This window comes from Streptomyces sp. NPDC042102 (assembly GCF_055582305.1).
Genome location: NZ_JBVJDL010000005.1, coordinates 13,867 through 39,385, shown reverse-complemented (window position 1 = coordinate 39,385; position 25,519 = coordinate 13,867). Strand labels below are relative to the sequence as shown.

Annotated in this window: 21 protein-coding genes; 10 read left to right on the top strand and 11 right to left on the bottom strand. The window is 75.5% G+C overall.

Going from position 1 to position 25,519, the window contains the following annotated elements; translation table 11 throughout:
• Nucleotides 1-40 precede the first annotated feature (40 nt).
• A complete protein-coding gene (fxsA, locus tag ACZ6KO_RS22290) occupies nt 41-652 on the top strand; it encodes an FxsA family membrane protein (protein ID WP_469305757.1) in 612 nt (203 codons plus the stop codon).
• A 132-nt stretch (nt 653-784) separates the two neighbouring features.
• On the opposite strand, the gene ACZ6KO_RS22285 is transcribed toward fxsA, so the two are convergent.
• From ACZ6KO_RS22285 to ACZ6KO_RS22275, 3 genes are all read right to left on the bottom strand, one after another.
• A complete protein-coding gene (locus ACZ6KO_RS22285) occupies nt 785-1,159 on the bottom strand; it encodes an RNA polymerase-binding protein RbpA (RefSeq protein ID WP_003959706.1) in 375 nt (124 codons plus the stop codon).
• Nucleotides 1,160-1,414: 255 nt separating this feature from the next.
• Complete coding sequence (locus tag ACZ6KO_RS22280) at nt 1,415-2,785, bottom strand: MFS transporter (protein WP_469305756.1); 1,371 nt, start codon at nt 2,783-2,785, stop codon at nt 1,415-1,417.
• Between the two features lie 63 nt (nt 2,786-2,848).
• A complete protein-coding gene (locus ACZ6KO_RS22275) occupies nt 2,849-3,619 on the bottom strand; it encodes a glycerophosphodiester phosphodiesterase (RefSeq protein WP_469305755.1) in 771 nt (256 codons plus the stop codon).
• Nucleotides 3,620-3,834: 215 nt separating this feature from the next.
• On the opposite strand from ACZ6KO_RS22275, the gene ACZ6KO_RS22270 reads away from it, so the two are divergent.
• Complete coding sequence (locus ACZ6KO_RS22270) at nt 3,835-5,337, top strand: SCO1417 family PLP biosynthesis transcription factor (RefSeq protein WP_469305754.1); 1,503 nt, start codon at nt 3,835-3,837, stop codon at nt 5,335-5,337.
• 66 nt (nt 5,338-5,403) lie between these two features.
• Here the strand turns inward: ACZ6KO_RS22270 and ACZ6KO_RS22265 are convergent, their stop codons facing one another.
• A complete protein-coding gene (locus tag ACZ6KO_RS22265) occupies nt 5,404-7,035 on the bottom strand; it encodes a P-loop NTPase family protein (RefSeq protein WP_469305753.1) in 1,632 nt (543 codons plus the stop codon).
• A 45-nt stretch (nt 7,036-7,080) separates the two neighbouring features.
• Nucleotides 7,081-7,275, bottom strand: coding sequence for a hypothetical protein (locus tag ACZ6KO_RS22260; protein WP_007262923.1), 195 nt, complete (start codon nt 7,273-7,275; stop codon nt 7,081-7,083).
• A gap of 308 nt (nt 7,276-7,583) precedes the next feature.
• Between ACZ6KO_RS22260 and ACZ6KO_RS22255 the strand changes: the two genes are divergently transcribed.
• Nucleotides 7,584-7,997 carry an ankyrin repeat domain-containing protein gene (locus ACZ6KO_RS22255; RefSeq protein ID WP_401449535.1) on the top strand — a complete coding sequence of 138 codons (414 nt, stop codon included), beginning with the start codon at nt 7,584-7,586 and terminating at the stop codon, nt 7,995-7,997.
• Between the two features lie 312 nt (nt 7,998-8,309).
• Nucleotides 8,310-9,707, top strand: coding sequence for a HEAT repeat domain-containing protein (locus tag ACZ6KO_RS22250; protein WP_469305752.1), 1,398 nt, complete (start codon nt 8,310-8,312; stop codon nt 9,705-9,707).
• A gap of 94 nt (nt 9,708-9,801) precedes the next feature.
• On the opposite strand, the gene ACZ6KO_RS22245 is transcribed toward ACZ6KO_RS22250, so the two are convergent.
• The 5 genes from ACZ6KO_RS22245 to ACZ6KO_RS22225 all read right to left on the bottom strand — a co-directional run bounded on the left by ACZ6KO_RS22245 (nt 9,802) and on the right by ACZ6KO_RS22225 (nt 13,357).
• The gene (locus ACZ6KO_RS22245; RefSeq protein WP_469305751.1) at nt 9,802-10,491 is read right to left on the bottom strand and encodes a hypothetical protein; all 690 of its coding nucleotides are present in this window, start codon (nt 10,489-10,491) and stop codon (nt 9,802-9,804) included.
• Nucleotides 10,488-11,060, bottom strand: coding sequence for an RNA polymerase sigma factor (locus ACZ6KO_RS22240; RefSeq protein WP_469305750.1), 573 nt, complete (start codon nt 11,058-11,060; stop codon nt 10,488-10,490). Before ACZ6KO_RS22240 ends, ACZ6KO_RS22245 begins: the two co-directional genes overlap by 4 nt.
• A gap of 73 nt (nt 11,061-11,133) precedes the next feature.
• Nucleotides 11,134-12,027, bottom strand: a complete 894-nt coding sequence (locus ACZ6KO_RS22235; protein WP_469305749.1) for a 5-oxoprolinase subunit C family protein — start codon at nt 12,025-12,027, stop codon at nt 11,134-11,136.
• Entirely contained in the window at nt 12,024-12,635 is a 612-nt protein-coding gene (locus ACZ6KO_RS22230) for a 5-oxoprolinase subunit B family protein (protein ID WP_469305748.1), read from the bottom strand. The genes ACZ6KO_RS22235 and ACZ6KO_RS22230 overlap by 4 nt, the downstream gene beginning before the upstream one ends.
• Complete coding sequence (locus ACZ6KO_RS22225) at nt 12,632-13,357, bottom strand: LamB/YcsF family protein (RefSeq protein WP_469306068.1); 726 nt, start codon at nt 13,355-13,357, stop codon at nt 12,632-12,634. Before ACZ6KO_RS22225 ends, ACZ6KO_RS22230 begins: the two co-directional genes overlap by 4 nt.
• A gap of 160 nt (nt 13,358-13,517) precedes the next feature.
• Here ACZ6KO_RS22225 and ACZ6KO_RS22220 point away from each other — a divergent pair, with 160 nt between their 5' ends.
• From ACZ6KO_RS22220 to ACZ6KO_RS22205, 4 genes are all read left to right on the top strand, one after another.
• The gene (locus ACZ6KO_RS22220; RefSeq protein WP_469305747.1) at nt 13,518-15,023 is read left to right on the top strand and encodes a hypothetical protein; all 1,506 of its coding nucleotides are present in this window, start codon (nt 13,518-13,520) and stop codon (nt 15,021-15,023) included.
• Nucleotides 15,020-15,193, top strand: a complete 174-nt coding sequence (locus ACZ6KO_RS22215) for a hypothetical protein (protein WP_469305746.1) — start codon at nt 15,020-15,022, stop codon at nt 15,191-15,193. Before ACZ6KO_RS22220 ends, ACZ6KO_RS22215 begins: the two co-directional genes overlap by 4 nt.
• Complete coding sequence (locus ACZ6KO_RS22210) at nt 15,190-16,098, top strand: hypothetical protein (RefSeq protein WP_469305745.1); 909 nt, start codon at nt 15,190-15,192, stop codon at nt 16,096-16,098. Before ACZ6KO_RS22215 ends, ACZ6KO_RS22210 begins: the two co-directional genes overlap by 4 nt.
• 136 nt (nt 16,099-16,234) lie before the next feature.
• Nucleotides 16,235-21,058, top strand: a complete 4,824-nt coding sequence (locus tag ACZ6KO_RS22205) for a hypothetical protein (protein WP_469305744.1) — start codon at nt 16,235-16,237, stop codon at nt 21,056-21,058.
• Between the two features lie 61 nt (nt 21,059-21,119).
• On the opposite strand, the gene ACZ6KO_RS22200 is transcribed toward ACZ6KO_RS22205, so the two are convergent.
• On the bottom strand, nt 21,120-21,704 hold the full coding sequence (locus ACZ6KO_RS22200) for a hypothetical protein (RefSeq protein WP_469305743.1): 585 nt from the start codon (nt 21,702-21,704) through the stop codon (nt 21,120-21,122).
• 360 nt (nt 21,705-22,064) lie between these two features.
• Between ACZ6KO_RS22200 and ACZ6KO_RS22195 the strand changes: the two genes are divergently transcribed.
• Together ACZ6KO_RS22195 and ACZ6KO_RS22190 are read left to right on the top strand one after the other, a co-directional pair.
• Nucleotides 22,065-24,926, top strand: a complete 2,862-nt coding sequence (locus ACZ6KO_RS22195) for a nitrate- and nitrite sensing domain-containing protein (protein WP_469305742.1) — start codon at nt 22,065-22,067, stop codon at nt 24,924-24,926.
• A complete protein-coding gene (locus ACZ6KO_RS22190; protein WP_401449561.1) occupies nt 24,923-25,363 on the top strand; it encodes a roadblock/LC7 domain-containing protein in 441 nt (146 codons plus the stop codon). The genes ACZ6KO_RS22195 and ACZ6KO_RS22190 overlap by 4 nt, the downstream gene beginning before the upstream one ends.
• Nucleotides 25,364-25,519: the final 156 nt, after the last annotated feature.

The window sequence follows — 25,519 nt, the reverse complement described above, 5'->3', positions numbered from 1 at the left end:
CTGAGGTCGCTTTTACGCAGGCCCAGGCACACTGGGTGGTATGACGACCGGCGTTCCCAGCTCGACGGCCCCCCGGCGGCGCTCGCCCGCCCGCACGTTCCTCCCCCTGGCGGTCGCCGCCTGGCTGATCCTCGAGATCTGGCTGCTCAGCCTGGTCGCGGAAGCGGCCGGCGGGCTGGCGGTGGCCGGCCTGCTGCTCGGCGGCATGGTCCTCGGCGCGGTGGTGATCAAGCGGGCCGGCCGCCGGGCGTTCGCCTACATGACCCGGACCTTCCAGCAGGCCCAGGCCCAGATGCAGGCGGGGCAGCAGCCCACGGCCCCGCAGCCCGGCAAGGGCTCCGGCAACGGCATGACCATGCTGGCCGGCCTGCTCCTGATGATGCCGGGTCTGCTCTCGGACGCGGTCGGCCTGCTCCTGCTGGTGCCGCCGGTCCGGTCCTGGATCGGCCGCCGCACCGAGCGCGCCCTGGAGCGCCGGATGACCAAGGCCGCGCCCGGCAGCCTCGGCGACGCCTACCAGCAGGCCCGTATCCACTATCCGGACGGCAAGATCGTCCAGGGTGAGGTCATCCGCGAGGACCGGCCCGGGCAGCCGGGCCCGGCCTCCGGCCCCGGCCAGGACGGCGGCTACCGGCCGCCGCTCACGCCGTAATCGCCGCAGCCGTCAGCGCCGCACAGGCGGCCGCGCGCACGCCGAGGGGCCCCGCCACATGTTCTGTGGCGGGGCCCCTCGGCTTGTGCGGGTCCTGCTCGATACCGCTCGGTGGTGCTCTGCGTCCGCGCCTTACGCGGACTTGCGGCTGTCCCGCGGATGCACGGCAATGTTCATGGCGCCGGAACGAAGGACCGCGAGCCTCTCGGCCAGCACTTCCTCCAGCTCCTCGCGGGTGCGCCGCTCCATGAGCATGTCCCAGTGCGTTCGCGCAGGCTTGCCCTTCTTCTCCTCGGGCCCGTCCCCGTCCACCAGGAGTGCCTGGGCGCCGCACGCCTTGCACTCCCACTCCGGCGGAATCTCTGCCTCAACCGAGAACGGCATCTCAAATCGATGTCCGTTCTGGCATGCGTACTCCACCGCCTGGCGCGGGGCCAGATCGATGCCGCGGTCCGTCTCGTAGCTGGTAACCACGAGGCGCGTACCGCGGAGAGCTCGCTCACTCATGAATCGTGCCTCCCGGGCTTGTCGCCCACAGGACAGGTGTCGCTGTCGTCGTCATCCGGTCAACGTCCGGTCGGCGGTATAGATTCCCGCTCCGGGTCATGCGTCGCCCGTCGTGCCGCCCCTTGTTGTACCCACCAATGCCCGTTTTGTCACATCTGGCAGCAGATGTCACCCAGCGCCTTCACTAGATCAACACGCAGTAACGGTCCGCCTGGCAGGCCAAAGGCGTACACTACCGGCCCTTTGCTTCAACGTCTAAATCCGTTCAGGAACAGGATTCCCGGCCGCCTCGATCGCCCGCCGCACCGGCACCCTGGCGAGCAGGACGAATCCCAGTGCGAAGAAGACCACCAGCGAGATGATGGCGTCCCGGTAGCTGCCCGTGAGCTGGTACGTCAGGCCGAAAACGAGCGGCCCCACCCACGAGACCCCCCGGTCGCTGATCTCGTACGCCGAGAAGTACTCGGCCTCCTTCCCCCGCGGTACCAGGTGCGAGAAGAGCGAGCGGGACAGCGCCTGGCTGCCGCCCAGGACCAGCCCGATCATCGCCGCGAGTGCGAAGAACCACACCGGCGTCCGCGCGGGCAGGAAGTACCCCGCCGCCAGCGTCAGCGTCCACGCCGCCAGCGACCCCAGGATCGTCCGCTTCGCGCCGTACACCCGGGCCAGCCGGCCCATGCCCAGCGCACCCACCACCGCCAGTACCTGCACCAGCAGCACCGCCACGATCAGCGTCGACTGCTCCAGCTCCAGTTCCTCCGAGCCGTACACGGAAGCCTGCGAGATCACGGTCTGCACGCCGTCGTTGTAGATCAGGTACGCCAGCAGGAACGACAGCGTCAGCGGATGCCGCCGCATGTCCTTCAGCGTCGCCACCAGCTGCTTCCAGCCGGTGCCCACGGCCGCCGCGCCCGGCTCGCGCACCACCGCGCGGTCCCGCAGCCGGCGCAGCGGGATGATCGCGAAGGCGCCCCACCACAGGCCCGCCGAGGCCAGGCAGATCCGTACCGCCGTGCCCTCCGAGAGCCCGAAGGACTCGTGCCCCTGGTACAGCACCAGGTTCAGGACCAGCACGAGCGCACCCGAGGCGTACCCGAAGGCCCAGCCGCGCGAGGACACCGTGTCCCGCTCGTCGGGCTCCGCGATCTGCGGCAGATAGGCGTTGTACAGCACCATCGAGATCGCCAGCGAGGCGTTGGCCACGATCAGCAGCAGCCCGCCCAGCAGATACCGGTCGCCGCCCAGGAAGAACATCCCGGCCGTCGCCGCCGCGCCCGTGTACGCGGCCGCCGCCAGCAGCGGCTTCTTGCGGCCCGTGCGGTCGGCCAGCGCACCCACCAGCGGCATCAGCAGCACCGCCGTGAGCACCGAGAGGGACACCGTGTACGGGAAGAACGACCCGGCCCGCACCGGAATGCCCAGCGGGTGCACGAACCCCTCGGCGTCGGCGGCGGCCTTGGCCACCGCCGTCAGGTACGGCCCCAGGAACACCGTGAGCACGCTCGTCGAATAGACCGAGCACGCGAAGTCGTAGAAATACCAGCCGGTCTGCTCGCGCTTGCGCGCCGCTCTGCCGGCCGGGTCCTTCGACCCGGCTCCCGTCTCGTCCGTGGTCCGTGCACTCACGGCGCCCCCTCGCTGTTCCCCGTGCGGCCCGGCACCGGCCCGCGCCGGGGCCCCGCGGGCGTCCTACACCCAGGCCCCGCGCCGGTCCAGCACCGTGCGCAAGATGTCGATCCGGTCGGTCATGATGCCATCGACACCCAGGTCCAGCAGCGCTTCCATACGTTCCGGTTCGTTTACGGTCCACACGTGCACCTGCAGGCCCCGCTCGTGCGCGGTGCGCACGAAGCGCCGGTCGACCACCCGGATCCCCGCCTGGGTCTCCGGAACCTGCGCCGCCACCGCCCCGACCCGCAGCGCCGCCGGGATCGCGTAGGAGCGCAGCCGCAGCCCCACCACGCCGCGCACCCCGTAGGAGGTGGCCAGCCGCGGACCGGCGATCTTCTGGGCCCGGGCCACCCGGCTCTCCGAGAACGAGCCCACGCACACCCGGTCCCAGGCCCCGGCCCGCGCGATCAGGTTCACCAGCGGGTGCAGCGCCGACTCCGCCTTGATGTCGATGTTCCAGCGGGCGTCCGGGAACTCCTCCAGAAGCTCCTCGAACAGGGGCAGCGGCTCGTTGCCCGCCACCCGCGCCTCGCGCACCCGGCTCCACGGCAGGTCGCCGATCCGGCCCCGGGCGTCGGTCACCCGGTCCAGGGTCGCGTCGTGGAAGGCCACCAGCTTCCCGTCGGCGGTGGCGTGCACATCGGTCTCGAAATACCGGTAGCCCGCGTCGGCGGCCCGCCGGAAGGCCAAGGCGGTGTTCTCCAGCCCGTCGGCGGCACCGCCCCGGTGCGCGAACGGAATCGGAGTGGGGTGGTCCAGATACGGATGGCGAAGGCGTACGTGCGTCACACGCGCAGTATGGCTCCTCGGACCCCTGGGGCGGGAGCGACCCGGTGGCCGGACGGTGAACGACCGGCCGACCCCGCCCCCGCACCCCCGCTCCCCACCCCCGCCCCCCTGGCCGGAAGGGGCGGCCACATGACACCCTGTGGCCCGGGAACCAATCCAATACCGGCCCCGAGCGGAGCCGGTCGAGTCCAATTCGACAAGGTGGACCGGACAACATGGCTCAGTGGACCTCCGCCGTGGGCGCGACCCAGCTCGCCCGGCTGATCACCTCCCAGCAGCCGCGCCCCGCAGCGCCCGGCGCCCGCAAACCCCCCGCGTACCGCAGCCTCGCCGACGGCATCCGCCTCCTCGTCCTCGAGGGCCGCGTCCCGGTCGCGGCCCGGCTGCCCGCCGAGCGGGAACTGGCCGTCGGCCTCTCGCTCAGCCGGACCACCGTCGCCGCCGCCTACGAGGCCCTGCGTACCGAGGGCTTCCTGGAGTCCCGGCGCGGCGCCGGCAGCTGGACCTCCGTACCCGCGGGCAACCCGCTGCCCGCCCGGGGCCTGGAACCCCTGCCGCCCGAGGCCCTCGGTTCCATGATCGACCTCGGTTGCGCCGCGCTCCCGGCCCCCGAACCCTGGCTCACCCGGGCCGTGCAGGGCGCCCTGGAGGAACTCCCGCCCTACGCCCACACCCACGGCGACTACCCGGCCGGCCTGCCCGCGCTGCGCCGGATGCTCGCCGACCGCTACACCGAGCGCGGCATCCCGACCATGCCCGAACAGATCATGGTCACCACCGGCGCGATGGGCGCCATCGACGCCATCTGCAGCCTCTTCGCGGGACGTGGCGAGCGGATCGCCGTCGAATCCCCCTCCTACGCCAACATCCTCCAGCTGATGCGCGCCGCCGGCGCCCGCCTGGTCCCCGTCGCCATGGCCGACGGACTGGCCGGCTGGGACCTGCCCACCTGGCGGCAGGTGCTCCGCGACGCCGCCCCGCGCCTGGCCTACGTCGTCGCCGACTTCCACAACCCCACCGGAGCGCTCGCCTCCGAGGACCAGCGCCGCGCCATGGTCGAGGCCGCCCGCTCGGCCGGCACCGTGCTCGTCGTCGACGAGACCATGGCCGAGCTCAAGCTGGAGGAGGACCTGGAACTGCCGCGCCCCGTCTGCTCCTTCGACCCGGCCGGCAGCACCGTCATCACCGTCGGATCCGCCAGCAAGGCCTTCTGGGCCGGCATGCGGATCGGCTGGGTCCGCGCCGCCCCCGACGTCATCCGCAGCCTGGTCGCCGCCCGCGCGTACGCCGACCTCGGCACCCCCGTGCTCGAACAGCTCGCCGTGAACTGGCTGATGCGCACCGGCGGCTGGTCGCAGGCGGTCGCCCTGCGCCGTGCCCAGGCCCGGGAGAACCGGGACGCCCTGGTCGCGGCCGTCCGGCGGGAGCTGCCCGACTGGGAGTTCGAGGTGCCGCGCGGCGGCCTGACCCTGTGGGCCCGGGCCGGGGGCCTGTCCGGCTCCCGCCTGGCCGAGGTGGGCGAGCGGGTCGGCGTACGGGTCCCCTCGGGCCCGCGGTTCGGCGTCGACGGGGCCTTCGAGGGGTACGTCCGGCTGCCCTTCACCGTCGGCGGCCCGGTGGCCGACGAGGCGGCCGCCCGCCTGGCGGCCGCCGCACGGCTGGTCGGCACCGGTGCGGGCGGCAGCGGCGCGGAGCCGCCGCGCACCTTCGTGGCGTAGCGGACACCGGGCCGGCCGGCCACGGTGGGCCACCGGCCGCGGTGGCGTGACCGGCCGCGTCGGGCGCTACGGGGCCTCGGCCGCGACCTCGGGCAGCTCCGGGGCGTCGATCGCCGGGCCCTGCGCCTGGGCCGGGGGCTGGTGGTGCAGCGGTTTGCCGAGGATGCCGCGGCCCGGCCTGCCGGGCGCCGCCTCCCGCTCGGGCAGCAGGTCCAGCACGGCCTGGCGCAGCGCCTGGCCGGCCGCGTCGTCGTACGGGTCCGGGGTGGCCGGCACCTGGAGCCGGTGGACCGGGCCGCTGCCCAGCCGGGCGTAGCCGCGCCCGCGCGGGACCTGGGCGGTCGGCGTGGTGTGCGGGGGCACCCCCAGCACGTCGGCGATCTGCTGGATCCCGGCGGGCCCCAGGACCACCCGGGCCCGGGTGTGCGCCCATACGACGTCGTGCAGCAGCTCCAGGTGGTCGAACTGCTCGGCCACGGCCACCGTGACGTGCACCGCCCGGCCGTGCCGCAGCGGCACCTGGAGCAGCGCGAGCGGATCGGGGCAGCCCTCGGCGGACGCGAGGTGGCCGAGCACGCTGGGCCGGTCCAGCAGGATCCACAGCGGCCGCCGGGTGTCCTCCGGCGCGCCGCGCCCGGCCTCGCGCGCCCGGTGGGTCGCGATCAGCCGCCGCTCGGTCTCCTGGGCGGCCCACTCCAGGGCCGCCGTCGCACCGCTGGGGCCGCACTCGACGGCCAGCACGCCGCTGCGTCCGGCCAGGCACGTGAACTCGCCGCTGCCGCCGCCCTCGACGACCAGCACGTCTCCGCCGTGGAGCAGGGCCTGCAGTGCCAGGCTGCGCAGCAGGGTGGAGGTGCCGCTGCCCGGCTGGCCGACGGCCAGCAGGTGCGGCTCGGCGGAGCGGGGGCCGGTACGCCAGATCACCGCGGGCGCGTCCCTCGGCTCGTCGCCGTGCAGGACGGGCAGGGTGCGCGGTACGCCTTCGGGGTCGGTGAAGCCGAGGAGGCACTCGCCGGGGGAGGTCACGAACGCTTGCGCGGCGATGCCCGTCGGCAGCGGCGCCAGCACGCTCAGGTCGAGCTGGTTGCCCTCCTCGTCCCATGTGAAGAGGTACTCGCGGCCGCGGCCGGACTTGGCGTGCAGCAGGGCCTCGATGCGGGCCCGGGAGGCGGCCTCGCCGTCGGTGAAGTACGCCGGGTAGCGGATGCGCAGCCGGGTGACGCGGCCCGCCTCGTCGAACGCGTAGTCGCTGAAGGCCCGGTCCCACTCCCCGCCGTGGGCGAAGAGCGGAGCGGGGTCCTCCGCGATGGAGAAGTACGGCACGAGCGCCTCGTACAGCGAGCTGAGCCGCTCGCCCTCGGCCTCGCTGGGACCGGACGTCGCCTGCGTACGGTCGCGCCCGGCCCAGGCGGCCGCCGCCATGACGGTGATCAGGGCCAGCAGCGGCCCGTACGGGACCAGGGCGACCACCAGGACGCAGGCCGCCGCCAGGAACAGCGCGGGACCACGCTTGTCCTTGGGGGTGCCGGCCCACTTGCGGCGCCCGGCGACGGCCAGGACGCGCAGGCCGCGTCCGATGACCAGGAGCGGGTGGAGGACGTCCGTGGCGCTGTCGGCGGCCGTGCGCGCGAGCTCGCGGCCCCGGGCCAGCGAGGCGCTTCCGCTGGAGAGGATGCGGGGGAGTGGGCGCCGGGCCACGGGCGTCTCCTTTCGGTGCGGTGGGGGTGGGGCGGCGGACGGGCCCTAGAGCTTGATGCCGCCGAGGAGGCTGGCGAGGCTGGCCGTGCTGGCGGTGATGCTCGGCGCGATCGCGGAGCCCGCGAGGAAGAAGCCGAAGAGCGCGCAGACGAACGCGTGGGTGAGCTTCATCCCGTCCTTCTTGAAGAACAGGAAGCAGATGATGCCGAGCAGGACGACGCCTGAGATGGACAGGACCATGAGAGGTACTCCTGGTTCTCCTGGTGAGTGGGGGACAGTCACCATCAGTTGTTCCAGGCTCACAGGAAGTATCTATGCGACAAAAGGTGCATATGGGTGAATCTTCAAGTTTTTCACTGCACCGGCCCATCAGAAGTGGCGCGTTGCCGCCGGGCCCATCCCTTCCCCGGGTCCCGCCCGGCATGTGCGGTTACGCGCAGTACCCTGTCGATTCACCCGTACGGACCAGAGCGCCGTACCCGGTCCTGCCCGCCCGGCCTGGGGAAACTCCAGGCCGGAAGAGTCCCAGCGAAAGGCGGTACGCCCCGATGAGCGAGAGCCACCAGGAAGGCGCCGGCGTCCCGGACGAGGACGTCATCGAACTGGCCACCAAGATCTTCGACCTCGCCCGGCAGGGTGAGACCGCGACCCTCGCCGCCTACCTCGACGCGGGCGTCCCCGCCAACCTCACCAACGACCGCGGCGACACCCTCGTCATGCTCGCCGCCTACCACGGCCACGCCGACGCCGTCACCGCCCTGCTGGAGCGCGGAGCCGAGGCCGACCGCGCCAACGACCGCGGCCAGACCCCCCTCGCCGGCGCCGTCTTCAAGGGCGAGGAGTCCGTCATCCGCGCCCTCCTCGCCGGCGGAGCCGACCCGAACGCGGGCACGCCGAGCGCGGTCGACACCGCCCGCATGTTCGGCAAGGCCGACCTGCTGGAACTTTTCGGAGCCGAGTAGTCCGCATAGCTCCCCGTAAGCACCCCGCCGGCGGCCCGGGCAGGGTCTCGGGTAGGTCACGGCGACCGTAAATGTGGTCGCGGCGCACAAACCGCCTGGGTCATCATGGCGTCGGATCTGGAGAGCGCCCCGGGAGACGGGGTACAAACCCCGAAGGCCGGGGTACGGGGGAGCTCCGGGTCTCCGACGAAAGAGAGAAGTCAATGGTCTACATCGAGCGGAACATGACGGCGGACGCCCTCACATGCTGTTACGCGGCCTTGTGAAACCCGATTCCCGGTTGCGTCCCCAGCTTGATTTGAGGCCATTCCCATGTTCGAACCAGTCATAGCGCCCAGCGGTACCCTGCTCGGGCTCCTCCAGCGGGGCCGCGGCGACGGCACGCTCCACGCCCTGGCCGCCCCCCGGGCCGAGGCCCTCGCGGCGCTCAACCAGTGCGTGCTGCACGATCCGCGGCAGGACTGGCAGGTCGAGAACCGCTCCTTGTACTACGCCAGGCTCTACCTGGACCTCGACGGCCCGCTCGGCGAGATCGAATCCCACCTCTTCTGTCCCGACGACCTCGTGGACGAGGACGAGGGCCGCACCGGCCTCGCCCTCTCCGTGCTCGGCCACCTCGCCTCCTACGGCCGCGACGACGCGCTCATGCTGCTGCGCCGCTACGCCGCCTCCGGGGCGAGCTGGTCATGGGCCCTGGACGAGCTCGCCCTGCGCGACGACGACGCGGGCCTGCGCGGCCTCGCCGCGCCCGTGCTCGGCCGCTTCCCCGCCACCCCCGAGGGCGAGGCGCGGCTGGCCGCCGCCGTACGCGACGCCTACGAGCCCCGCCCGTGGTGGCTGTGGGAGGAGACGCCGGAGTTCGGCGACCGCCTGCGCGCCGCCCGCCGGCAGGGCTCCTTCGACCGCTGGCAGCGCCAGCTGACGCCGTCGGGGCCGCGCCCCGGGTGGGGTGTGGCCGCCGTCTTCGAATGGGCCGAGGACGGCCTGCGCCGCGGCACCCCGCTGCACGTCCCCGCCGCCCGCTGCCTGGCCGCCGTCGCCACCCCGGAGGACCGCGCGGAGATCTTCGCCGCGGCCGCCGGCGCGGCGGGCGAGGCCGCCCGCGCCACCGCCCTGCACCACCTGGTCCTCGCGGAGCCGGAGAATCCGGCCGTGCTGGACCTCGTCGAGGCCGCCGGCGACGAAGCCGCCGTCGCTGCGTACGCCCGGATGTGCGGGCCCGCCGCCGTGGCCCGGGCCCGGGTCTGGGTGCACCGCCCCGACGCCCTGGGGACCGCCGCGGCCACCCTCCTGGCGAGCCGGGGCGGGCCGCAGGACGCGGCCCTGGTCCTGGCCGCCCTGCGCATCACCGTCCGTACCGCCGGTCCGGACGCCGCCTCCCTCTTCGCCCTCGTCGACGGCGCGGGCCGGCTCGCCATCGCCTGCGCGGCGCCGATCCTGCGCCACGTCTACCGCGAGACCTCCTCGTCCCACCTGCGCGGCCGCACGGCCCGTGCCCTGGCCAGCACGGACCCGTCCTTCGCGGCGGGCTTCGCGGTCGAATGCCTCTGGGACTGCGAGGAGACCACCCGCGAGGTGGCGGCCCGCCACGCGGAGACGGCGGACGCCCGCGTCACGCCGCGGCTGCGCCGCCTGGCGTCGGATCCGGCGGAGGAGGAGGACGTGCAGTCGGCGGTGCGGAGCCGGATAGCGCCGGAGTCGGCCGTGTAGCCCCGCCGGCAGCCCCACCGACAGCGCTCGGCCCGGCCCCCTGCATGAGGGGGCCGGGCCGAGCGCTGTGACGGCACGCGGCCGCGGAGCGCGATCAGGGATCCATTGTGGGCGGTACGCCGGGGGGCGGCGGGGTGTAGCCGGGGGGCAGGGTGGGGGGCCCCAACCGCTGGGCCTCCCGGGCGGCCTCCGTCAGGTCGGTTGCGCAGTACGGGGCCCACTCGGTCCGCAGGACTCGGAAGCCGAGTCCCTGCTTCCCCTCCCACAACGGGGCGTAGTACGTCCACGCGAGCGCGAGTGTGTGTCCTGGGGGGACCGCCTTCGGATTGACCCTGAGGGTGCGTCCGTCATCGCCGAACGACAGACCGGCCGCGGGATCTGTGCGCGGCTTCAAGCCGCCCCACAGCCCAGCCGACCCGCACTCGCGTTCCGGCACCGGCTGGAGCGCGACGGCCTCGACCCCCAGTTGCTTCAGCCGGGCGGCCAGGGCCGGTACCTGCTCCCGCCGGGGCGGATCGAACCGCAGCGACCCGTCCCGCTCCTTCGTGATCCGGGGCGCGTCCGTCCCCGAAGGGCTCGGCGTGCCGGCGGGCAGCGAGCCGGTGTGGCTGCTGCCCGTCAGGGTCATGACGGCGACCACGGCGGCCGTGGCGACTCCCACGGCGAGCGGGAGGCCGTACCGCCGTGCGAAGGACCGGGCGGGGGGCGTCGGCGCGACCTCCGGGAGACGGGCCAGGAGCGCGGCCTTCAGCCGCTCCTCGAAGCCGGTGGGCCGGGTGCTCATCGGGCTGCCTCCAACTGGTGCTCGGTCATGGGGCCCGGGGCGCCCAGGGCGCGCCGCGCCCGGTGCAGGCGGACGCGGACCGTCGCCCGGGTGACGCCGAGGGCCTGCGCGGCCTCGGCGGGGGTGAGCTGGTCGACCACCACCAGGTCGAGTGCGGCCCGCAGCGGCTCGGACAGCGCGGCGTGGCGATCGGCCAGCTCGCGGAAGGCCCGCTCGGCGTCGATCCGCTCCTCCAGCGCCGCGACGTCCTCGTCGTCGAGGAGACGGCGGCCGCTCAGCCGGGCCAGCGCGCTGCTCTCGCGGGCCCGTCCGCGGGCATGGCCCGACAGCACGTTGCGGGCTATGCCGAACAGCCAGGCGACCGGAGCTCCCCTGTGGCCCCGGTAAGTGCCGGCCGATCCCATGGCCGCGAGGAAGATGTCCGCGGTCAGGTCCGCCGCCAGGTGCGGGTCCGCCACCCGGCGGGTGACGAAGCCGAGCACGGCGTCGATGTGTTCCTCGTAGAACGCCCCGAACCCCTCGGGCGTGGTGAGATCCGGTGGTCCGGTCTCGTGGCGTGGGCTCAGCACCCGGTTCCTCCCCTGCGCAGGGGGCCCGGTCGGCCCCCTCACCCTGTACTTGGCCGGAACCCGTCGAAGCGTTTCACCGGGCCCGTACGAAGCGCAGCGCGACCCCGGGCCGGGCCTGCGCGGCCGCGTCCAGGGCCGGCCCCGGCGGGACCACGCCCACCACCGGGTAGCCGCCCGTCACCGGGTGGTCGGCCAGGAACACCACCGGCAGGCCGTCCGGCGGGACCTGGACCGCGCCCAGCACCATGCCCTCGCTCGGCAGTTCCCCCGGGCGGGCGCGGACCAGCGCGGAGCCGGCCTCCGTGCGCAGGCCGATGCGGTTGGACAGCGCCGAGACCCGGAACACCGCGCGCCACATCCCGGCCAGCGAGACCCCGGTGAACCAGTCGGCGCGCGGGCCGAGCCGCAGCGGGAGGACCAGCTCCGAAGGCGGCCCGGGCAGCGGGCAGGGCTCCGCCGCGGGGGCCGGATCCGGTCCGGCCGGGCCCACCGGGAGCAGCGTCCCGGCCGACACGAGCGCCGGCCCCAGGCCCGACAGCAGGTCCGTCGAACGGCTGCCCAGCACCTCCGGCACCGCGAAACCGCCGCGCACCGCGACGTAGGCCCGCACCCCGCCCGCCGCCCGGCCCACGTCCAGCAGCGCGCCCGCCGGGACCCGCACCGGTGCGCCCCAGGCCGCCGGCCGGCCGGCCACCCGTACCGGGCACGGCGTGCCCGTGACCGCCACCGTCACCGGAGCCGTCGCGCGCAGCGCCACGCCGTCGAGCGTGGTCTCCAGGGCGGCCGCCCCGGCCGGGTTGCCCAGCAGCCGGTTGGCCAGGGCGTAGGCGCCCGCGTCCAGGGCGCCCGACCTCGGCACCCCCAGGTGCGCGTACCCGGGGCGCCCGCGGTCCTGGACCGTGGTCAGCGCCCCCGCCCGTACGACCTCCAGGGCGGCCCCGGCGCCGCCACCCCCGTGCACGCTCACCCCGCCACCTCCGTGAACCGGACCCGGACGCCCGGGGCGAACAGGGCCGCCGGTTCCCGCGCCGGGTCCCACAGGACCGCGTCGGTCGTGCCGAGGAGCTGCCAGCCGCCGGGGGAGGAGCGCGGGTACACCCCCGCGTACTCGCCCGCCAGAGCCAGGGAACCCGCCGGGACCGCCGTGCGCGGGGTGGCGCGGCGCGGGAGGTGCAGGTGCGGCGGCAGTCCCGTCAGGTAGCCGAAACCGGGAGCGAATCCGCAGAACGCCACGCGGAACGGCGTACCGGTCACGATCCCCGCCACCTCCCGCGGCGCCACCCCCCACAGCGCGGCCACCTCGGCCAGGTCGGGGCCGTCGAACCGGACCGGCACGGTGACCTGCGGCCCCTGGGCCGGCGGGAGAACCGGGACGTCCCAGCCGGTCACGCGCGCCGCGAGGGCCGCCGGATCCGGCACCCCGTCCAGCAGGACCGTCCGGGCCGCGGGCACGATGTCCACCACCCCGTCCAGCTCGTCGCGGCGGCGCAGCAGCTCGGCGTGGAGCGCCGCCACCTCCGCCGCCGAGTCCGCCTCCAGCAGCAGCGCGCCCGCCCCCACGGGCAGCGCCCTCACGTGAACGCCTCCACCCGTACCCCGGCCCCGGCCAGCGCCCGCCGTACCCGCAGCGCCAGGTCCGCCGCGCCCGGGGTGTCCCCGTGCAGGCACAGCGACCGCCCGGCGCCGCCCCGGACCAGGGCCAGCGCCTGGGCCTCGACGGCCTCCGGATCGTGCAGCACCGCGCCCGGCTCACCGCGCGGCACCAACGTGCCGTGCGGGGTGTACGCGCGGTCCGCGAACGCCTCGGGCACAGCCGTCAGTCCCGCGTCCGCCGCCGCCGTCAGCAGCAGCGACCCCGGCAGCCCCAGCACCGGCAGCCCGGCGCCGGCCCCCGTGGCCAGCCGGACCCCGGCCACCACGGCGCGCGCCTGCGCCTCGTCGTGCACCGTGCGGTTGTACAGCGCGCCGTGCGGTTTCACGTACGACACCCGCGATCCCGCGGCCCGCGCGAACACCTCCAGCGCCCCGATCTGGTACGCCACCTCGTCCGCCAGCTCCTGCGGCGGCACGTCCATCGCGCGCCGCCCGAAGCCCGCCAGATCCCGGTACGAGACCTGCGCCCCGATCCGTACGCCCCGCGCGGCCGCCAGCTCGCAGACCCGCCGCATGATGGACGGGTCCCCGGCGTGGAAACCGCACGCCACGTTCGCGCTCGTCACCACCGACAGCAGCGCCTCGTCGTCGGTGAGCGCCCACCGCCCGAACCCCTCGCCCAGATCGGCGTTCAGGTCGATCACGAGGTCGGCCGCGCCCTCAGCAGGTGTGATCATGGAAGCCATGCGGTGAGCGTAGAACAGCCGCCGCGCGGCCGACGCACGGCTGCCGCGCACCCGGGGACGATCCGGCCGAACCGTGCCGTTTGGGTTGTTGTCCGTGGGAGCGCCTAATCTTTCCGTCGTGACGTTTCCCGCCCCGGCCAAGACCCTCCCCTCCCCGGCGCCGGGCCCGGCCGCTGACGAGGGCCTGGCCCGGCGGCTGCGTGCCCTGGCCTGCACGGCCCCGCTGCACGACCTCGACGCGCGCAAGGCCAACCTCGCCGGCGAGTACGGCGTCTACGCCATGGCGGAGGTCGCGCTCGCCGCGATCGACCTGGTCACGCTGAACATGGACTTCGACACCGGCGCCGACCACGAGCAGATAGTGGCCCGGCTGCTGCCGCGCGTCGCCGCCCAGGCCCCGGACCGCCCCGCCGCCGAGCACGAGCGCGTGGCCCGCTGGGTCCTGGAGAACCTGATCAACGTCGGGAGCGTCGACCGCGGCTTCCGCGCGATCTACGGCACCTTCGGGCCCGACGGCGTCTACGTGCGCCGCGACTACGACTTCAAGCTCATCGAGGAAGTCCCCGGCTACGGCGGCGCCGTCTACCTGCGCACCACCGACGAGGCCGTGAACGTCCTCGTCGGCGCCCTCGACACCGACGTCACCAGCGCCCAGATCGCCGCCGAGGTCAAGCTGGAGGTCCTCATCAGCCGCGGCCGCCTCGCGGACGCGCAGCTCGCCGCCGAGCAGGCCCGCTACCGCACCGTCCAGTACGCCGAGACGCTGCGCCGCACCCTGGACGCCACCCGGCGCAACGTCCGCGCGGTCGACTGGCTGGAAGCCGTCCCCGACATGATCGCCGAGGCGCTGGACCACGTCGCGGACCGCTACCGCCACGAGAACGCCATCCTCACCAACATCCGCAAGGCCCGCGACGAGGCCGAGGACCCCGAGCACAAGCGGCGCGCCGCGGAGCTCGTCGACATCGTCAAGGACTGCATCCGCCGCCACACCCAGCTGCAGTCCCGCCTGCTGGAGGCCGGCCCGCTCTTCCGCGCCGAGCAGGACCGCCAGGCCTTCGCCGCGCCGGCACCGCGCTCCGGCATCGACCTGTACGGGCAGCTGGTCGCCCCGGTCCTGCCGCTGCCGGTGTCGCAGGCCCGCCGGGTCACGGATGCCTTCTTCGCCGCCGGCACCGGGCTGCGCACCCCCGTCTCGGTCCGCGTCACCGACCTCGTCGACATCCTGCTGACCCCGCCGCTGGAGCGCGAGCACCTGGGCATCGAGATGCCCGAGCCGGACCTGATCGCGACGCCGGACGACAGCCGGTTCAGTGAGGAGCAGCTGGCGGCCGCCATGCGCCTGCTCGACCTGCCGCACGACGCCCCGCGCCGGCTGTCCGGCCTGCTGGCCGAGGCCCGGCCGGTCGACCCCGACCTGCCCTACCTGGTGGCCCTGCTGGCCGTCCACGCCGCCAGCCCGGCCGTGGGCACGGCGTACCGGCAGGGCGAGGAGCGGCTGCTGTTCGCGGTGGACGACGGCACGGAGCTCGACGACCCCGAGTTCGGCGGCGCCGACCTGATCGTGGGCACGGCCCTGCTGGACGCGGCCGGCATGGCGGCGGCCCGCGCGGAGGCGTCATGACCCCGCCCCGGCCCCCGGCGCCCAGTCCCCCCGCCGGCCCCACTGCCACTCCCGTCGTCGCCGCGACCCCCGTCGCCGCCGCCGCGCGCGACGTCCGGGGCGGGCCCGCCGCCCACCCCGCACACCGCCCCACCCACCGCCCCACCCCCGCCAAGGAGCCCCAGCCGTGAGCGAGACCCACGCCGAGTACCCCGCGTGGAGCGAGCCCGACGCGCCGTCGGCCCCGGCCACCACCACCCCCGCCGCCGTGACCGGTGTCACCCCGGCCGACGCCGCCGACGCGGCCCGGCTCGTGGCGTACGGGCTCCAGCCCAAGCTGCTGCCCGCCCGTGACGCCGACTACGCCGAACTGCTGCGCCGCTACCGCGAGGACCCCGGCTTCGCCCGCCTCGCCGACGCCGTCGCCACCGGCCTCGGCCTGGTCGTGCTGGAGGTCTCCACCCGCGCCGGCATGGCCGTGGCCGCCGCCGAGGACTCCGTCTTCGCGGTCCGCATGGGCGACTACGCCCGCCGTACCGCCGCCGACTCCGCCGACCGGTTCCTGCACGGCCTGGCCCACCTCGCCGTCGCCGCGCTCGCCTTCCCCCGCCCCGAGGACCTCGCCGACGACGGCTACATCGGCCGGATCACCGTCAACGGCGTCGACGCCTTCGTGCGGCAGACCTGCCGCCGCCTGGAGGAGCGCGCCGAGGAGCAGGGCGAGAACACCGACCCCGCCACCGACGCCCCCGGCCTGGAGGCGGCGTGGCGGGTCTACGCCCGCCGCAGCGCCACCGGCGCCACCAAGGACGCCCGCCGCCTGGCCGGCTCCACCACCGGCATCGTCGGCAAGGCCGTCGCCTTCCTCACCGACTCCGGGTTCCTCCAGCGCACCGGCGACGACGCCGGCGGCGCGTACCGCACCACCCCCCGCTACCAGCTGCAGGTCCGCGACATGGCGGGCAGCGCGGCGATGGCCGAGCTCCTGGAGCTCGGCGTGGTCGCGGTCAGCGACGGCTCCGCGAGCCTGCTGCCGCCGCCCGAGGGCGACGACCTGGAACTGGCGGCCGACGCCGGACTGCCCTTCCACGCCTGACCCCCCGACCGCCCGGGCCTCCGGGCGCCCGACCGCCCCACCACCCGGGCGGGAGAGCGCCCGCCCCCCGCCGGCCCCGTCCACCCGCCGTTCCCGCACCCGTACACCCCCGTACACACCACGAGAGTCCGCCGCCATGTACGAGCTGTCCCGGATCCGCCTCTACTCGATCGGTCCCGCCGGTGCGCGCTACGCCGACACCGTGCTCGACCTGCGCGGGGTCGGCGAGATGGTGCCCCATCCGGCGCCGACGCAGGCGGAGTTCTTCCAGGAGGAGCCGTCCGGCCCGCCGCGCCGGCCCGCGCCCGCCGGTGTGCTCTTCCTGGAGAACGGCGGCGGCAAGTCCGTCCTGCTGAAGCTGATCTTCTCGGTCATGCTGCCCGGCCACCGCAACACCCTCGGCGGCGCCAGCTCGGGCGTCCTGCGCAAGTTCCTGCTCGCCGACGACTGCGGGCACGTCGCGCTGGAGTGGCAGCACACCCAGACCGGTGAGTGCGTGGTCGTCGGCAAGGTCAGCGAGTGGCGCGGCCGCCAGGTCTCCAACGACCCGCGCAAGTTCGCCGAGGCCTGGTACTCCTTCCGGCCCGGCCCGGGCCTGAGCCTGGACAACCTGCCGGTGGCCGAGTCCACCGCCGTCCGCCCGCCCGTCGAGGGCGCCTCGGGCGCGCAGGGCCGACGCCGCACCATGAAGGGCTTCCGGGACGCGATCACGGACGCGGGCAAGGCGTACCCGCACCTGGAGGTGTACTGGGAGGAGATCCACGACCGCTGGAACGAGCACCTCGGCGAGCTCGGCCTGGACCCGGAACTCTTCCGCTACCAGCGCGAGATGAACGCCGACGAGGGCGAGGCCGCCGGCCTCTTCGCGGTCAAGAAGGACTCCGACTTCACCGACCTGCTGCTGCGCGCGGTCACCGACACCCGCGACACCGACGGCCTGGCCGACCTGGTCCACGGCTTCGGCAACAAGCTGGGCCGCCGGGCCGAGCTGATGGCCGAACGCGACTTCACCGCGGGTTCGGTGGACCTGCTGACCCGGATCGTCGAGGCCGCCGGCACCCGCGCCCGGGCCCGCGACATCCACGCGGGCGCCGAGCGCCGCACCCGTACCCTGGCCCGCCGGCTGTCCGCGCGGGCCGGGCAGGAGCGGGGCCGGGCCGCCGACCTCGCGCTGCGGGTCACCGGCGCCGCGCACGAGGTGACGGCCGCCGATGCCGCCCGCGCCCGCAGCGCGGCGATCTCGGCCGAGCTCGCCTACCGGCACGCCTCGCTGGCCCTCACCGTCGCCGACAAGGCGGCCGCGGCGCAGCGCCGCGAGCTCCTGGAGGCCCGCACGCTGCACTCCGCGTGGCAGGCGGCGGAGTCCGTACTGCGCCACCGGGCCGCCGCGGACCGCTCCGCGCGGGTCGCCGCCGCGATCCGGGAGGCCGAGCGGGACGCCGCCCCCGCGCTCGCCGCCCGCGCCACGGCCGCCGCGGCCCTCGTACGGGCCCTGCACACGGCCGCCGAGGACGGCGAGCGGGTGGCGAACGAGGAGGAGGAGCGCTCCGCCGCGCTCCAGACCGCCGGCGAGAGCGCCCACCGTGACGCCACGGCGGCCGCGACGGCCGCCCAGCGCGCCCGCAGCGAGTCCGAGCACCTGCGCGCCCGGCTGTCCGAGGTCGAGCAGGAGACGGCCGAGGCCGTCCGCGCCGGCTGGCTGGACGACTCGGCCCCCGACGCGGACCCGGCCCGCGCCGCGCTGGCGGCGAGCGACGCCGAGAAGACCGCGGTCGCCGCGTGGGACGCGGCCCGCGAGGCGGCCCGTACGACGTCCGAAACGGCCCGTGAGGCGGCCGCCTCGGAGTCCCGCGCCGAACTGACCGCGGCCCGTGCGGCGGACGCCGCGGAGGCGGCGGAGGCGGCGTACGAGGCCGAACGGCGGGCGGCGGCCTCGCTCGCCCGCGCCCCGCGCCTGGCGGAGCTGCTGGGCCTGCCCGCCGCCCCGGACACCTTCCTCCCGCACCCGCGGGGCGGCTCGGCGGCCGGTGCCACCGGTGCCGCGGCCGTGGGACCCGTCCCGGGCACGCCCGGCGCCGGCTCCGCGGGCTCCGACGTCGCAGTCACCGGTACGCCGGCCCACCGCGCCGGCGGCCACGGCGGCCACCCGGGCGGGCCGGGCAACTCCGGCACCGGCGCGTCCGGTTCCGACCCGGCGGCTCCGGGCGCCGACGTGGCCGAGGCCTGGGCCCAGGCCCTGACCGCCGAAGACCTCGACCGCAACGCCGACGAGCTGCGCGACCTGCTCGACCAGGGCGTCGCCGCGGCCGAGCGGCAGCTGTTCGAGCTGCGCACCGCCGCCGCCGACGACGCCCGGATCCTCGGCGCGCTCGGTGACGGCGGCCTGCTGCCGCCCGGGCCCGACGTGCTGGCCACCGTCGAGTACCTCGGTGAGCACGGCATCCCCGCCCTGCCCGGCTGGCGCTACCTCGCCCAGGCCGTCGACCCCGCCGACCACGCCACCGTGCTCGCCGCCCGGCCCGAGCTCGTCGACGGCGTCGTCATCACCGACCCCGACACCCACAGCCGGGCCCGCGAGGTGCTCGCCGGTGCCGCGCTGCTGCCCCGCTCCACCGTCGCCGTGGGCACGGCCGCCGCGCTGCTGGCGCCCGTCCCCGCGGCCGGGGACGACGCCGGGACCGGTGTCTTTCTCGTCCCGCCGAACCCGGCCATGCACGACGAGCTCGCCGCCGACGAGGAGCGCCGGACCCTGCGCGCCCGCGCCACCGAGCGCGACGCCGAGATCCGCGAGCTCGCCGCCCGCCTCGCCGGGGACCGGGAGCTGGCCGCGCGCCTGGCCTCCTGGCGCACCGGCTGCCCGCCCGGCCGCCTCGCCGAGCTCGCCCAGCAGGCCGCGGCCGCCCGGACGTTCGCGCAGGAGGCGGACGCCGAACTCGCCGAGGCCCGTACCGCGCGCGCCGAGGCCGACGAGGCCGCCGCCGACGCCGCCCGGGTGCGTGACGAGCGCCAGGACACCGCCCAGCGGGCCCGCCGGGCCGCCGACGCCCTCGCGGGCCTGGCGTTCCGGCTGCGCGAGCGCGCCGGCTGGCAGGCCCGGCTGCGCGAACTCGGCGACGAGGCCGCCGAGTCCGAGGCCCGCGCCGAGGTCTGCCTGGACCGCGCCCGCGCCGCCGACGAGGACCGCCGCGCGGTCCAGCGCGCCGCCGACGACGCCCGCCGCACCGCACGCGCGCTGCGCGCCGAGCGCGCCGAGATCGCCGGCGCCCCCGAGACCCTGCCCGCCGAGGAGGCGGGCGCGGCCAGGATGCCGCTGCCCGACCTCCGCGAGGCCTACCGCGCCGCCTCCCAGCTGTACGAGAAGGTCGGCGTCGGCGCCGACCTGCGCGCCGAGCAGGCCCGCGCCGAGAGCGACGAGAGCGCCGCCCTCGCCGAACTCGACCGGCTCACCAACAAGGTCCGCACCCGCGCCGCCCAGCTCCTCGAAGGCACCGACGGCGCCGACGGCCCCTCCCGCCAGGCGGCGGCCGCCCGCGCCGAGCAGCTCGTACAGATGCTGGAGTCCCGGGCCTCCACCGCCAGTGAGCAGCTCGGCCGCCTGCGCGGCGAGTCCGAGCGGCTCGCCCCGGCCGAGGGCGAGGCGCACACCGAGCTCCCCGAGGAGCTCGTCCCCGCCGACGTCGAGCAGGCCCAGGGCCTGCTGCGCACCGCCACCGCCCAGTTGGCCGCGCACACCACCGCCGTGGAGAGCGCCCGCGCCGCCCACGCCGACCTGCTGCGCTCCCACCGCACCGCCGAGGACTCCGCGGCCGGCTTCGACGAGACCGCCGCCCTGCTGCGGGACCTGCTGCGCGACCACAGCGCGCACCAGGACGAGGACGAGCAGGAGACCGGCCCCTACCCGGGCACCCTGGAGGAGGCCCGGCAGTCCGCCGCCGAGACCCGCCGCTCCCTGCGCGGCTGCGCCGGCGACCTCTCGGGCGCCGAATCGGCGGTCCGCGAGGCCTGCGACGTCCTGGTCCGGCACGCCAACGCCACCCGTTACGAGCAGGTACGCACCCCCGCGCGCCAGCAGATCCGCGAGCTGCCCGCGTCCGCGCTGCCCGAGCACGCCGCCGCCTGGGCGGCCGCCTTCGCGCCGCGCCTGCGGGTCCTGACCGACGAGCTGGCCCAGCTGGAGCGCAACCGCGACAGCATCGTGGACCGGCTGCGCGGCCTGGTGGAGTCGGCGCTGGCGACCCTGCGCTCCGCCCAGCGGCTGTCCCAGCTCCCCGAGGGCCTGGGGGAGTGGTCGGGCCAGGAGTTCCTGCGGATCCGCTTCGATGAGCCCGACCAGGCCACCCTCACCGAACGGCTCGGCGAGGTCATCGACGAGGCGACCCGCTCGGCCGTGAAGAAGAACGCCGCCTTCGGCGAGGGCCGCCGCGACGGCATGTCCCTGCTGCTGCGCGGCGTCCAGGCGGCGCTCCAGCCGAAGGGCATCGCGGTGGAGATCCTCAAGCCCGACGCGGTGCTGCGCGCCGAGCGGGTGCCGGTGGGGCAGATGGGAGACGTGTTCTCCGGCGGCCAGCTGCTGACCGCCGCGATCGCCCTGTACTGCACCATGGCGGCGCTGCGCAGCAACGACCGCGGCCGCGACCGGCAGCGGCACGCGGGCACGCTGTTCCTGGACAACCCGATCGGCCGCGCGAACGCCACGTACCTGCTGGAGCTGCAGCGGGCGGTCTCGGACGCGCTCGGCGTCCAGCTCCTGTACACGACGGGCCTGTTCGACACGACCGCCCTGGCGGAGTTCCCGCTGGTGATCCGGCTGCGCAACGACGCCGACCTGCGGGCGGGGCTGAAGTACATCAGCGTGGAGGAGCACCTGCGGCCGGGCCTGCCGCAGCAGCCGACGGAGGGCGAGACCATCCACGGCGAGATCACGGCGACCCGGATGTTCCGCCGCACCGGCGCCTCCTGACGGGTCGCACCCACCCGGCGTCCCGCCGGCCCCCCCCGTTCGGTGCTACTGGGCGGGAGGGCTACGCCGGCCCGAAGCGCTGGTGCCCGCCGGGGTGTCCGCCCGGGTGACCGCCCTGCTGCTCGCGGGTGTGCCCGCGGGCGGCCTGCCCCCGGGCGCCGTGTTCCCGGGCGGTCTGCTCGCGGGCGGCGTGCTCGCGGGCGCGGTCGCGCGCCGCGCCGCGGCCCCGTGCCGTACTGCTCGGTACGGACACCACTCCGTTGCGCTGGTTCCACATCTGCCGAGTGATCCACACGTCGAGCACGCCCCACGTGGCGACCACGATTCCCGCGATCCCCGTGAGCACCATCGGGAACGCCAGCCACGACCGGCTGAGGGTCAGGAAGAACGCGACGGACGCCACCGTCAGCGTCACAGCGACGATCATGACCGCCCGCACCGCCGCCGTCCGCACCGGGTCCGGCATCCGGCGGCCGCGGGCCGGCTCCTCCACCCACAGCGTCCGCCGCCCGCCCGCCTCCGCGCCCCCGCCGCGCTCCCAATGCCACGCCCCGGGCCCGGGCCACTCCCCGTCCCCGCGCCGGTCGTACCCGCCCCGGTCCGCGCCGTATCCGTCGTCGTCCGGTACCTCGTACCTGCTGCTCATGGTCCGCTCACTCCCCACACCACGGCCCGCCATGCCGCCCTCGCACACAAAGACGCTCGAGGGCCGTTCGAGATTCCCCTGCCACCGCTGTCCACACCGCCCCCGTTCGTGCCGGAACGAATAATTCCAGCCATCCATTCGACTACGGGAACTGAGGCCCCACCAAGTGTCATGTGCCACATATCGGGCCGCACTTGACCGGAAGTATCGGACAACTCGTGATCTTCGTTCTGGCTCCCGGCTGAAAACGTCCGGACAGGCCTTCGAGGGTGCTCCACCGCAGTAGTAGGCTCACGCCGTTTAATTGACGGAACACCGACCCCCGCCCGCGGGGTTGAGCTGGGGGAGGCTGGGGAGGCCATGCGCTTTCGCGGGAAGTCGATCCGCCGGAAGATCGTGGCGCTGCTGCTCGTGCCGCTCGTCTCCCTGACCGCGCTGTGGGGCTTCGCCACCGTTCTGACCGGCCGTCAGGCCCTGCAACTCCTCGACGTCGCCTACGTCATCGACAAGGTCGGCTACCCCATCGAGGACGTCGCCCGGGTCGTCCAGAAGGAGCGCCGCCAGACCCTGGTCGTGCTCGGTGACCCCCGGGCTTCCGCCGCCACCGCCGAACTCACCAAGCGCCGTGCCGAGACCGACGCGGTCGTCCGCAAGGTGACGACGAACGCCAAGGACCCCGAGGTCGTCGACGAGCTCAGCGCCGACGCCCTGCGCCGCCTGCGCTCCATCCTCGACGCCCTCCACGGCATCGAGGCCCTGCGCTCCTCCGTCGACCAGACCCGCCTCGACCCGGGCCAGGCCCTGGAGCTCTACAACCGCCTGGTCGACCCCTGCTACGACTTCCTGCAGAACCTCCACGCGCTGGAGGACGTCCAGATGGACAAGGAGGGCCGCGCCCTCGTCGGCATCACCCGCGCCCGCGAGACCCTCGCGCGCGAGGACGCCGTGATCGCCTCCACGCTGGCCGCCCGCAACGTCGGCGCCGCCGACATCCGCCGGATCTCCGACTTCGCGGCCAACCGCCAGCTGCTCTACCAGGTCAACCTGGCCATCCTGCCCGCCGACGAGCGCGAGGTGTTCGAGCAGTACTGGGCCGGCCCGCAGAGCAAGCCGCTGCGCGACGCCGAGGAGAAGATCATCGTCGCGGGCCCGGCCAAGAACCCGCGCACCCTGACCGCCGCGCAGTGGGACGAGGCGGCGGGCAAGGTCTTGGACGAACTCGCCACGATGGGCACCGCCGCCGGCGACCGCTACCAGGAGCGCGTCGAACCGGTCGCGATGGACGTCCTGGTCAAGGCCGCCGTCGCCGGCGTCCTCGGCTTCCTCGCGCTGATCGTCTCCCTCGTGCTCTCCATCCGCATCGGCCGTGACCTGGTCCGCGACCTCTCCCGGCTGCGCAAGGAGGCCCACGAGTCCTCCGGTGTCCGGCTGCCGGGCGTCATGCGCCGGCTGGCCGCGGGCGAGCACGTGGACGTCGAGACCGAGGCCCCGCGCCTGGAGTACGAGAAGGACGAGGTCGGCCAGGTCGGCCAGGCCCTCAACACCCTCCAGCGCGCCGCCGTCGAGGCCGCCGTCAAGCAGGCCGAACTGCGCCGCGGGGTCTCGGAGGTCTTCGTCAACCTCGCCCGCCGCAACCAGGTGCTGCTGCACCGTCAGCTGACCCTGCTGGACACCATGGAGCGGCGTACCGAGGACACCGAGGAACTCGCCGACCTGTTCCGCCTCGATCACATGACCACCCGCATGCGCCGACACGCCGAGGGCCTGGTGATCCTCTCCGGCGCCGCGCCCTCCCGGCAGTGGCGCAAGCCCGTCCAGCTGATGGACGTCGTCCGGGCGGCGGTCGCCGAGGTCGAGGACTACGAGCGCATCGAGGTCCGCAGGCTCCCCCGGCTCGGCATCGCCGGCCCGGCGGTCGCCGACGTCACCCACCTGATCGCCGAACTGCTGGAGAACGCCACGGTGTTCTCGCCCCCGCACACCGCTGTGCAGGTGCACGGCGAGCGCGTCGCCAACGGCTTCACCCTGGAGATCCACGACCGCGGCCTGGGCATGACCCCGGAGGCGCTGCTCGACGCGAACCTGCGGATCGCCGATTCCCCCGAGTTCGCGCTGTCCGACACCGACCGGCTCGGCCTGTTCGTCGTCAGCCGCCTCGCCCAGCGCCACAGCGTCAAGGTCTCGCTCCAGCCCAGCCCGTACGGCGGCACGACCGCCGTGGTCTTCCTGCCCGCGGCCCTGCTCACCGACGCCCCCGACACCAACGGCACCGGCCTGCGCATCCAGGGCCGGGACCGCAACGGGCGCCCCACCCCGGCCGCGGTCGGCCGTGGCCCGTCGGCGGGCCGCGGAAACGGTACGGCAACCCGGCGGACGGTCCCGGCGGCGCTCCTGGAGGGCCCCGTCGAAGTGGAACCCCCGCTCAGCGTCCTCGGTCTCGGTGACGCGGCCCCCGCCCGGGGCGACCTGCCCGCCCTGACCGGCGGCGCCCGCCCGGGCATGGCCACCCTCGACGACGAGACGCCGCCCGGCGGTATCGCGCGCAGCGCCCTGATGGGCCTGCGGGCCGCCGAGGTCTCGCGGGCCGGCCGGGACTCCGCCGGCCGCGCCACGGCCCCCTGGGACGCCGCGGACCGCGACAAGGGCGAGCGCCGCGCCGACCACGACCCGGTGGGCCCCACCGGGCCCGTCCGGCTGGAGAGCACCCGTCCGGAGCCGCCGCGTCCCGACGGCCCCCGCCCGGCCTCCGGCGCCGTACCGCTGCCGCGCCGCCGCCGTACGCCCACGCTCGTCGCCGAGCACGGCCGCCGCGTGGAGCCCCGGCCGGCGCCGGTGGTCCGCCACCCCGCCGCCGAGGCCGCCGCGCCCGGCGCGGATCCGCAAGCGCACGCCGAGCGGCCCCGGACGTCCGGCCAGGAGCCGCAGGCGGGCTCCCCGCGGGCGCCCCAGGGCACGCCCGCCACCGGGCCGGGGGGTCTGCCCCGCCGGGTCCGCCAGGCCAACCTCGCCCCTCAGCTCCGCAACGCCCCGGCCGCCGCGGCCGCCGAGTCCGCCGCCGCAAGCCCGGTGGACCGCGACGCGGAGGAGGTGCGGACCCGGATGGCCGCTCTCCAGCGCGGCTGGACAGCAGGCCGCAAGCAGCACGCACAGCAGTCCCAGGCCGGGTCCGGCGACGCCGCCGCGACCGGTCCCGGGCACGAGAACGAGGGGGACGGTCGATGACCGCACCGCAGAGCGCAGGCAACGACTCCAAGGGCCGCGGCTCCGGCCAGCTCAACTGGCTCCTGGACGAGCTGGTGGACCGGGTCGCCAGTATCCGCAAGGCGGTGGTCCTCTCCGGCGACGGACTGCCCACCGGCAGCTCCCAGGAACTGACCCGCGAGGACAGCGAGCACCTGGCCGCCGTCGCCTCCGGCTTCCACAGCCTCGCCAAGGGCGTCGGCCGGCACTTCGAGTCCGGCCAGGTCCGCCAGACGGTGGTGGAGCTGGACGAGGCGTTCCTGTTCGTGATGGCGGCCGGCGACGGCAGCTGCCTGGCCGTGCTGTCCGACGCGGACTCCGACGTCGGCCAGGTCGCGTACGAGATGACGCTGATGGTCAAGCGAGTGGGCGCCCACCTGGCGACCGCCCCGCGCACCGGGCTGCCAGCCGGAGGGTGAGGGCGGACGGCATGAGCGACCAGGGCCAGGAGCCCGCCGGGGGGGGGGGGGGGGGGGCCCCCGGGGGCCCCCCCCCCCCCCCCCGGCCCCCCCCCCCCCGGGGGGGGCCCCCCCGGGGGCGGCCCCCCCCCCCCCCCCCCGGCACCCCCGCCCGCC

What these genes read in the sequence shown, in the direction of transcription:
- fxsA (WP_469305757.1), top strand. Translation starts at nt 41, where the DNA reads ATGACGACCGGCGTTCCCAGCTCGACGGCCCCCCGGCGGCGCTCGCCC.
- ACZ6KO_RS22285 (WP_003959706.1), bottom strand. Translation starts at nt 1,159, where the DNA reads ATGAGTGAGCGAGCTCTCCGCGGTACGCGCCTCGTGGTTACCAGCTAC.
- ACZ6KO_RS22270 (WP_469305754.1), top strand. Translation starts at nt 3,835, where the DNA reads ATGGCTCAGTGGACCTCCGCCGTGGGCGCGACCCAGCTCGCCCGGCTG.
- ACZ6KO_RS22260 (WP_007262923.1), bottom strand. Translation starts at nt 7,275, where the DNA reads ATGGTCCTGTCCATCTCAGGCGTCGTCCTGCTCGGCATCATCTGCTTC.
- ACZ6KO_RS22255 (WP_401449535.1), top strand. Translation starts at nt 7,584, where the DNA reads ATGAGCGAGAGCCACCAGGAAGGCGCCGGCGTCCCGGACGAGGACGTC.
- ACZ6KO_RS22250 (WP_469305752.1), top strand. Translation starts at nt 8,310, where the DNA reads ATGTTCGAACCAGTCATAGCGCCCAGCGGTACCCTGCTCGGGCTCCTC.
- ACZ6KO_RS22245 (WP_469305751.1), bottom strand. Translation starts at nt 10,491, where the DNA reads ATGAGCACCCGGCCCACCGGCTTCGAGGAGCGGCTGAAGGCCGCGCTC.
- ACZ6KO_RS22215 (WP_469305746.1), top strand. Translation starts at nt 15,020, where the DNA reads ATGACCCCGCCCCGGCCCCCGGCGCCCAGTCCCCCCGCCGGCCCCACT.
- ACZ6KO_RS22205 (WP_469305744.1), top strand. Translation starts at nt 16,235, where the DNA reads ATGTACGAGCTGTCCCGGATCCGCCTCTACTCGATCGGTCCCGCCGGT.
- ACZ6KO_RS22200 (WP_469305743.1), bottom strand. Translation starts at nt 21,704, where the DNA reads ATGAGCAGCAGGTACGAGGTACCGGACGACGACGGATACGGCGCGGAC.
- ACZ6KO_RS22195 (WP_469305742.1), top strand. Translation starts at nt 22,065, where the DNA reads ATGCGCTTTCGCGGGAAGTCGATCCGCCGGAAGATCGTGGCGCTGCTG.
- ACZ6KO_RS22190 (WP_401449561.1), top strand. Translation starts at nt 24,923, where the DNA reads ATGACCGCACCGCAGAGCGCAGGCAACGACTCCAAGGGCCGCGGCTCC.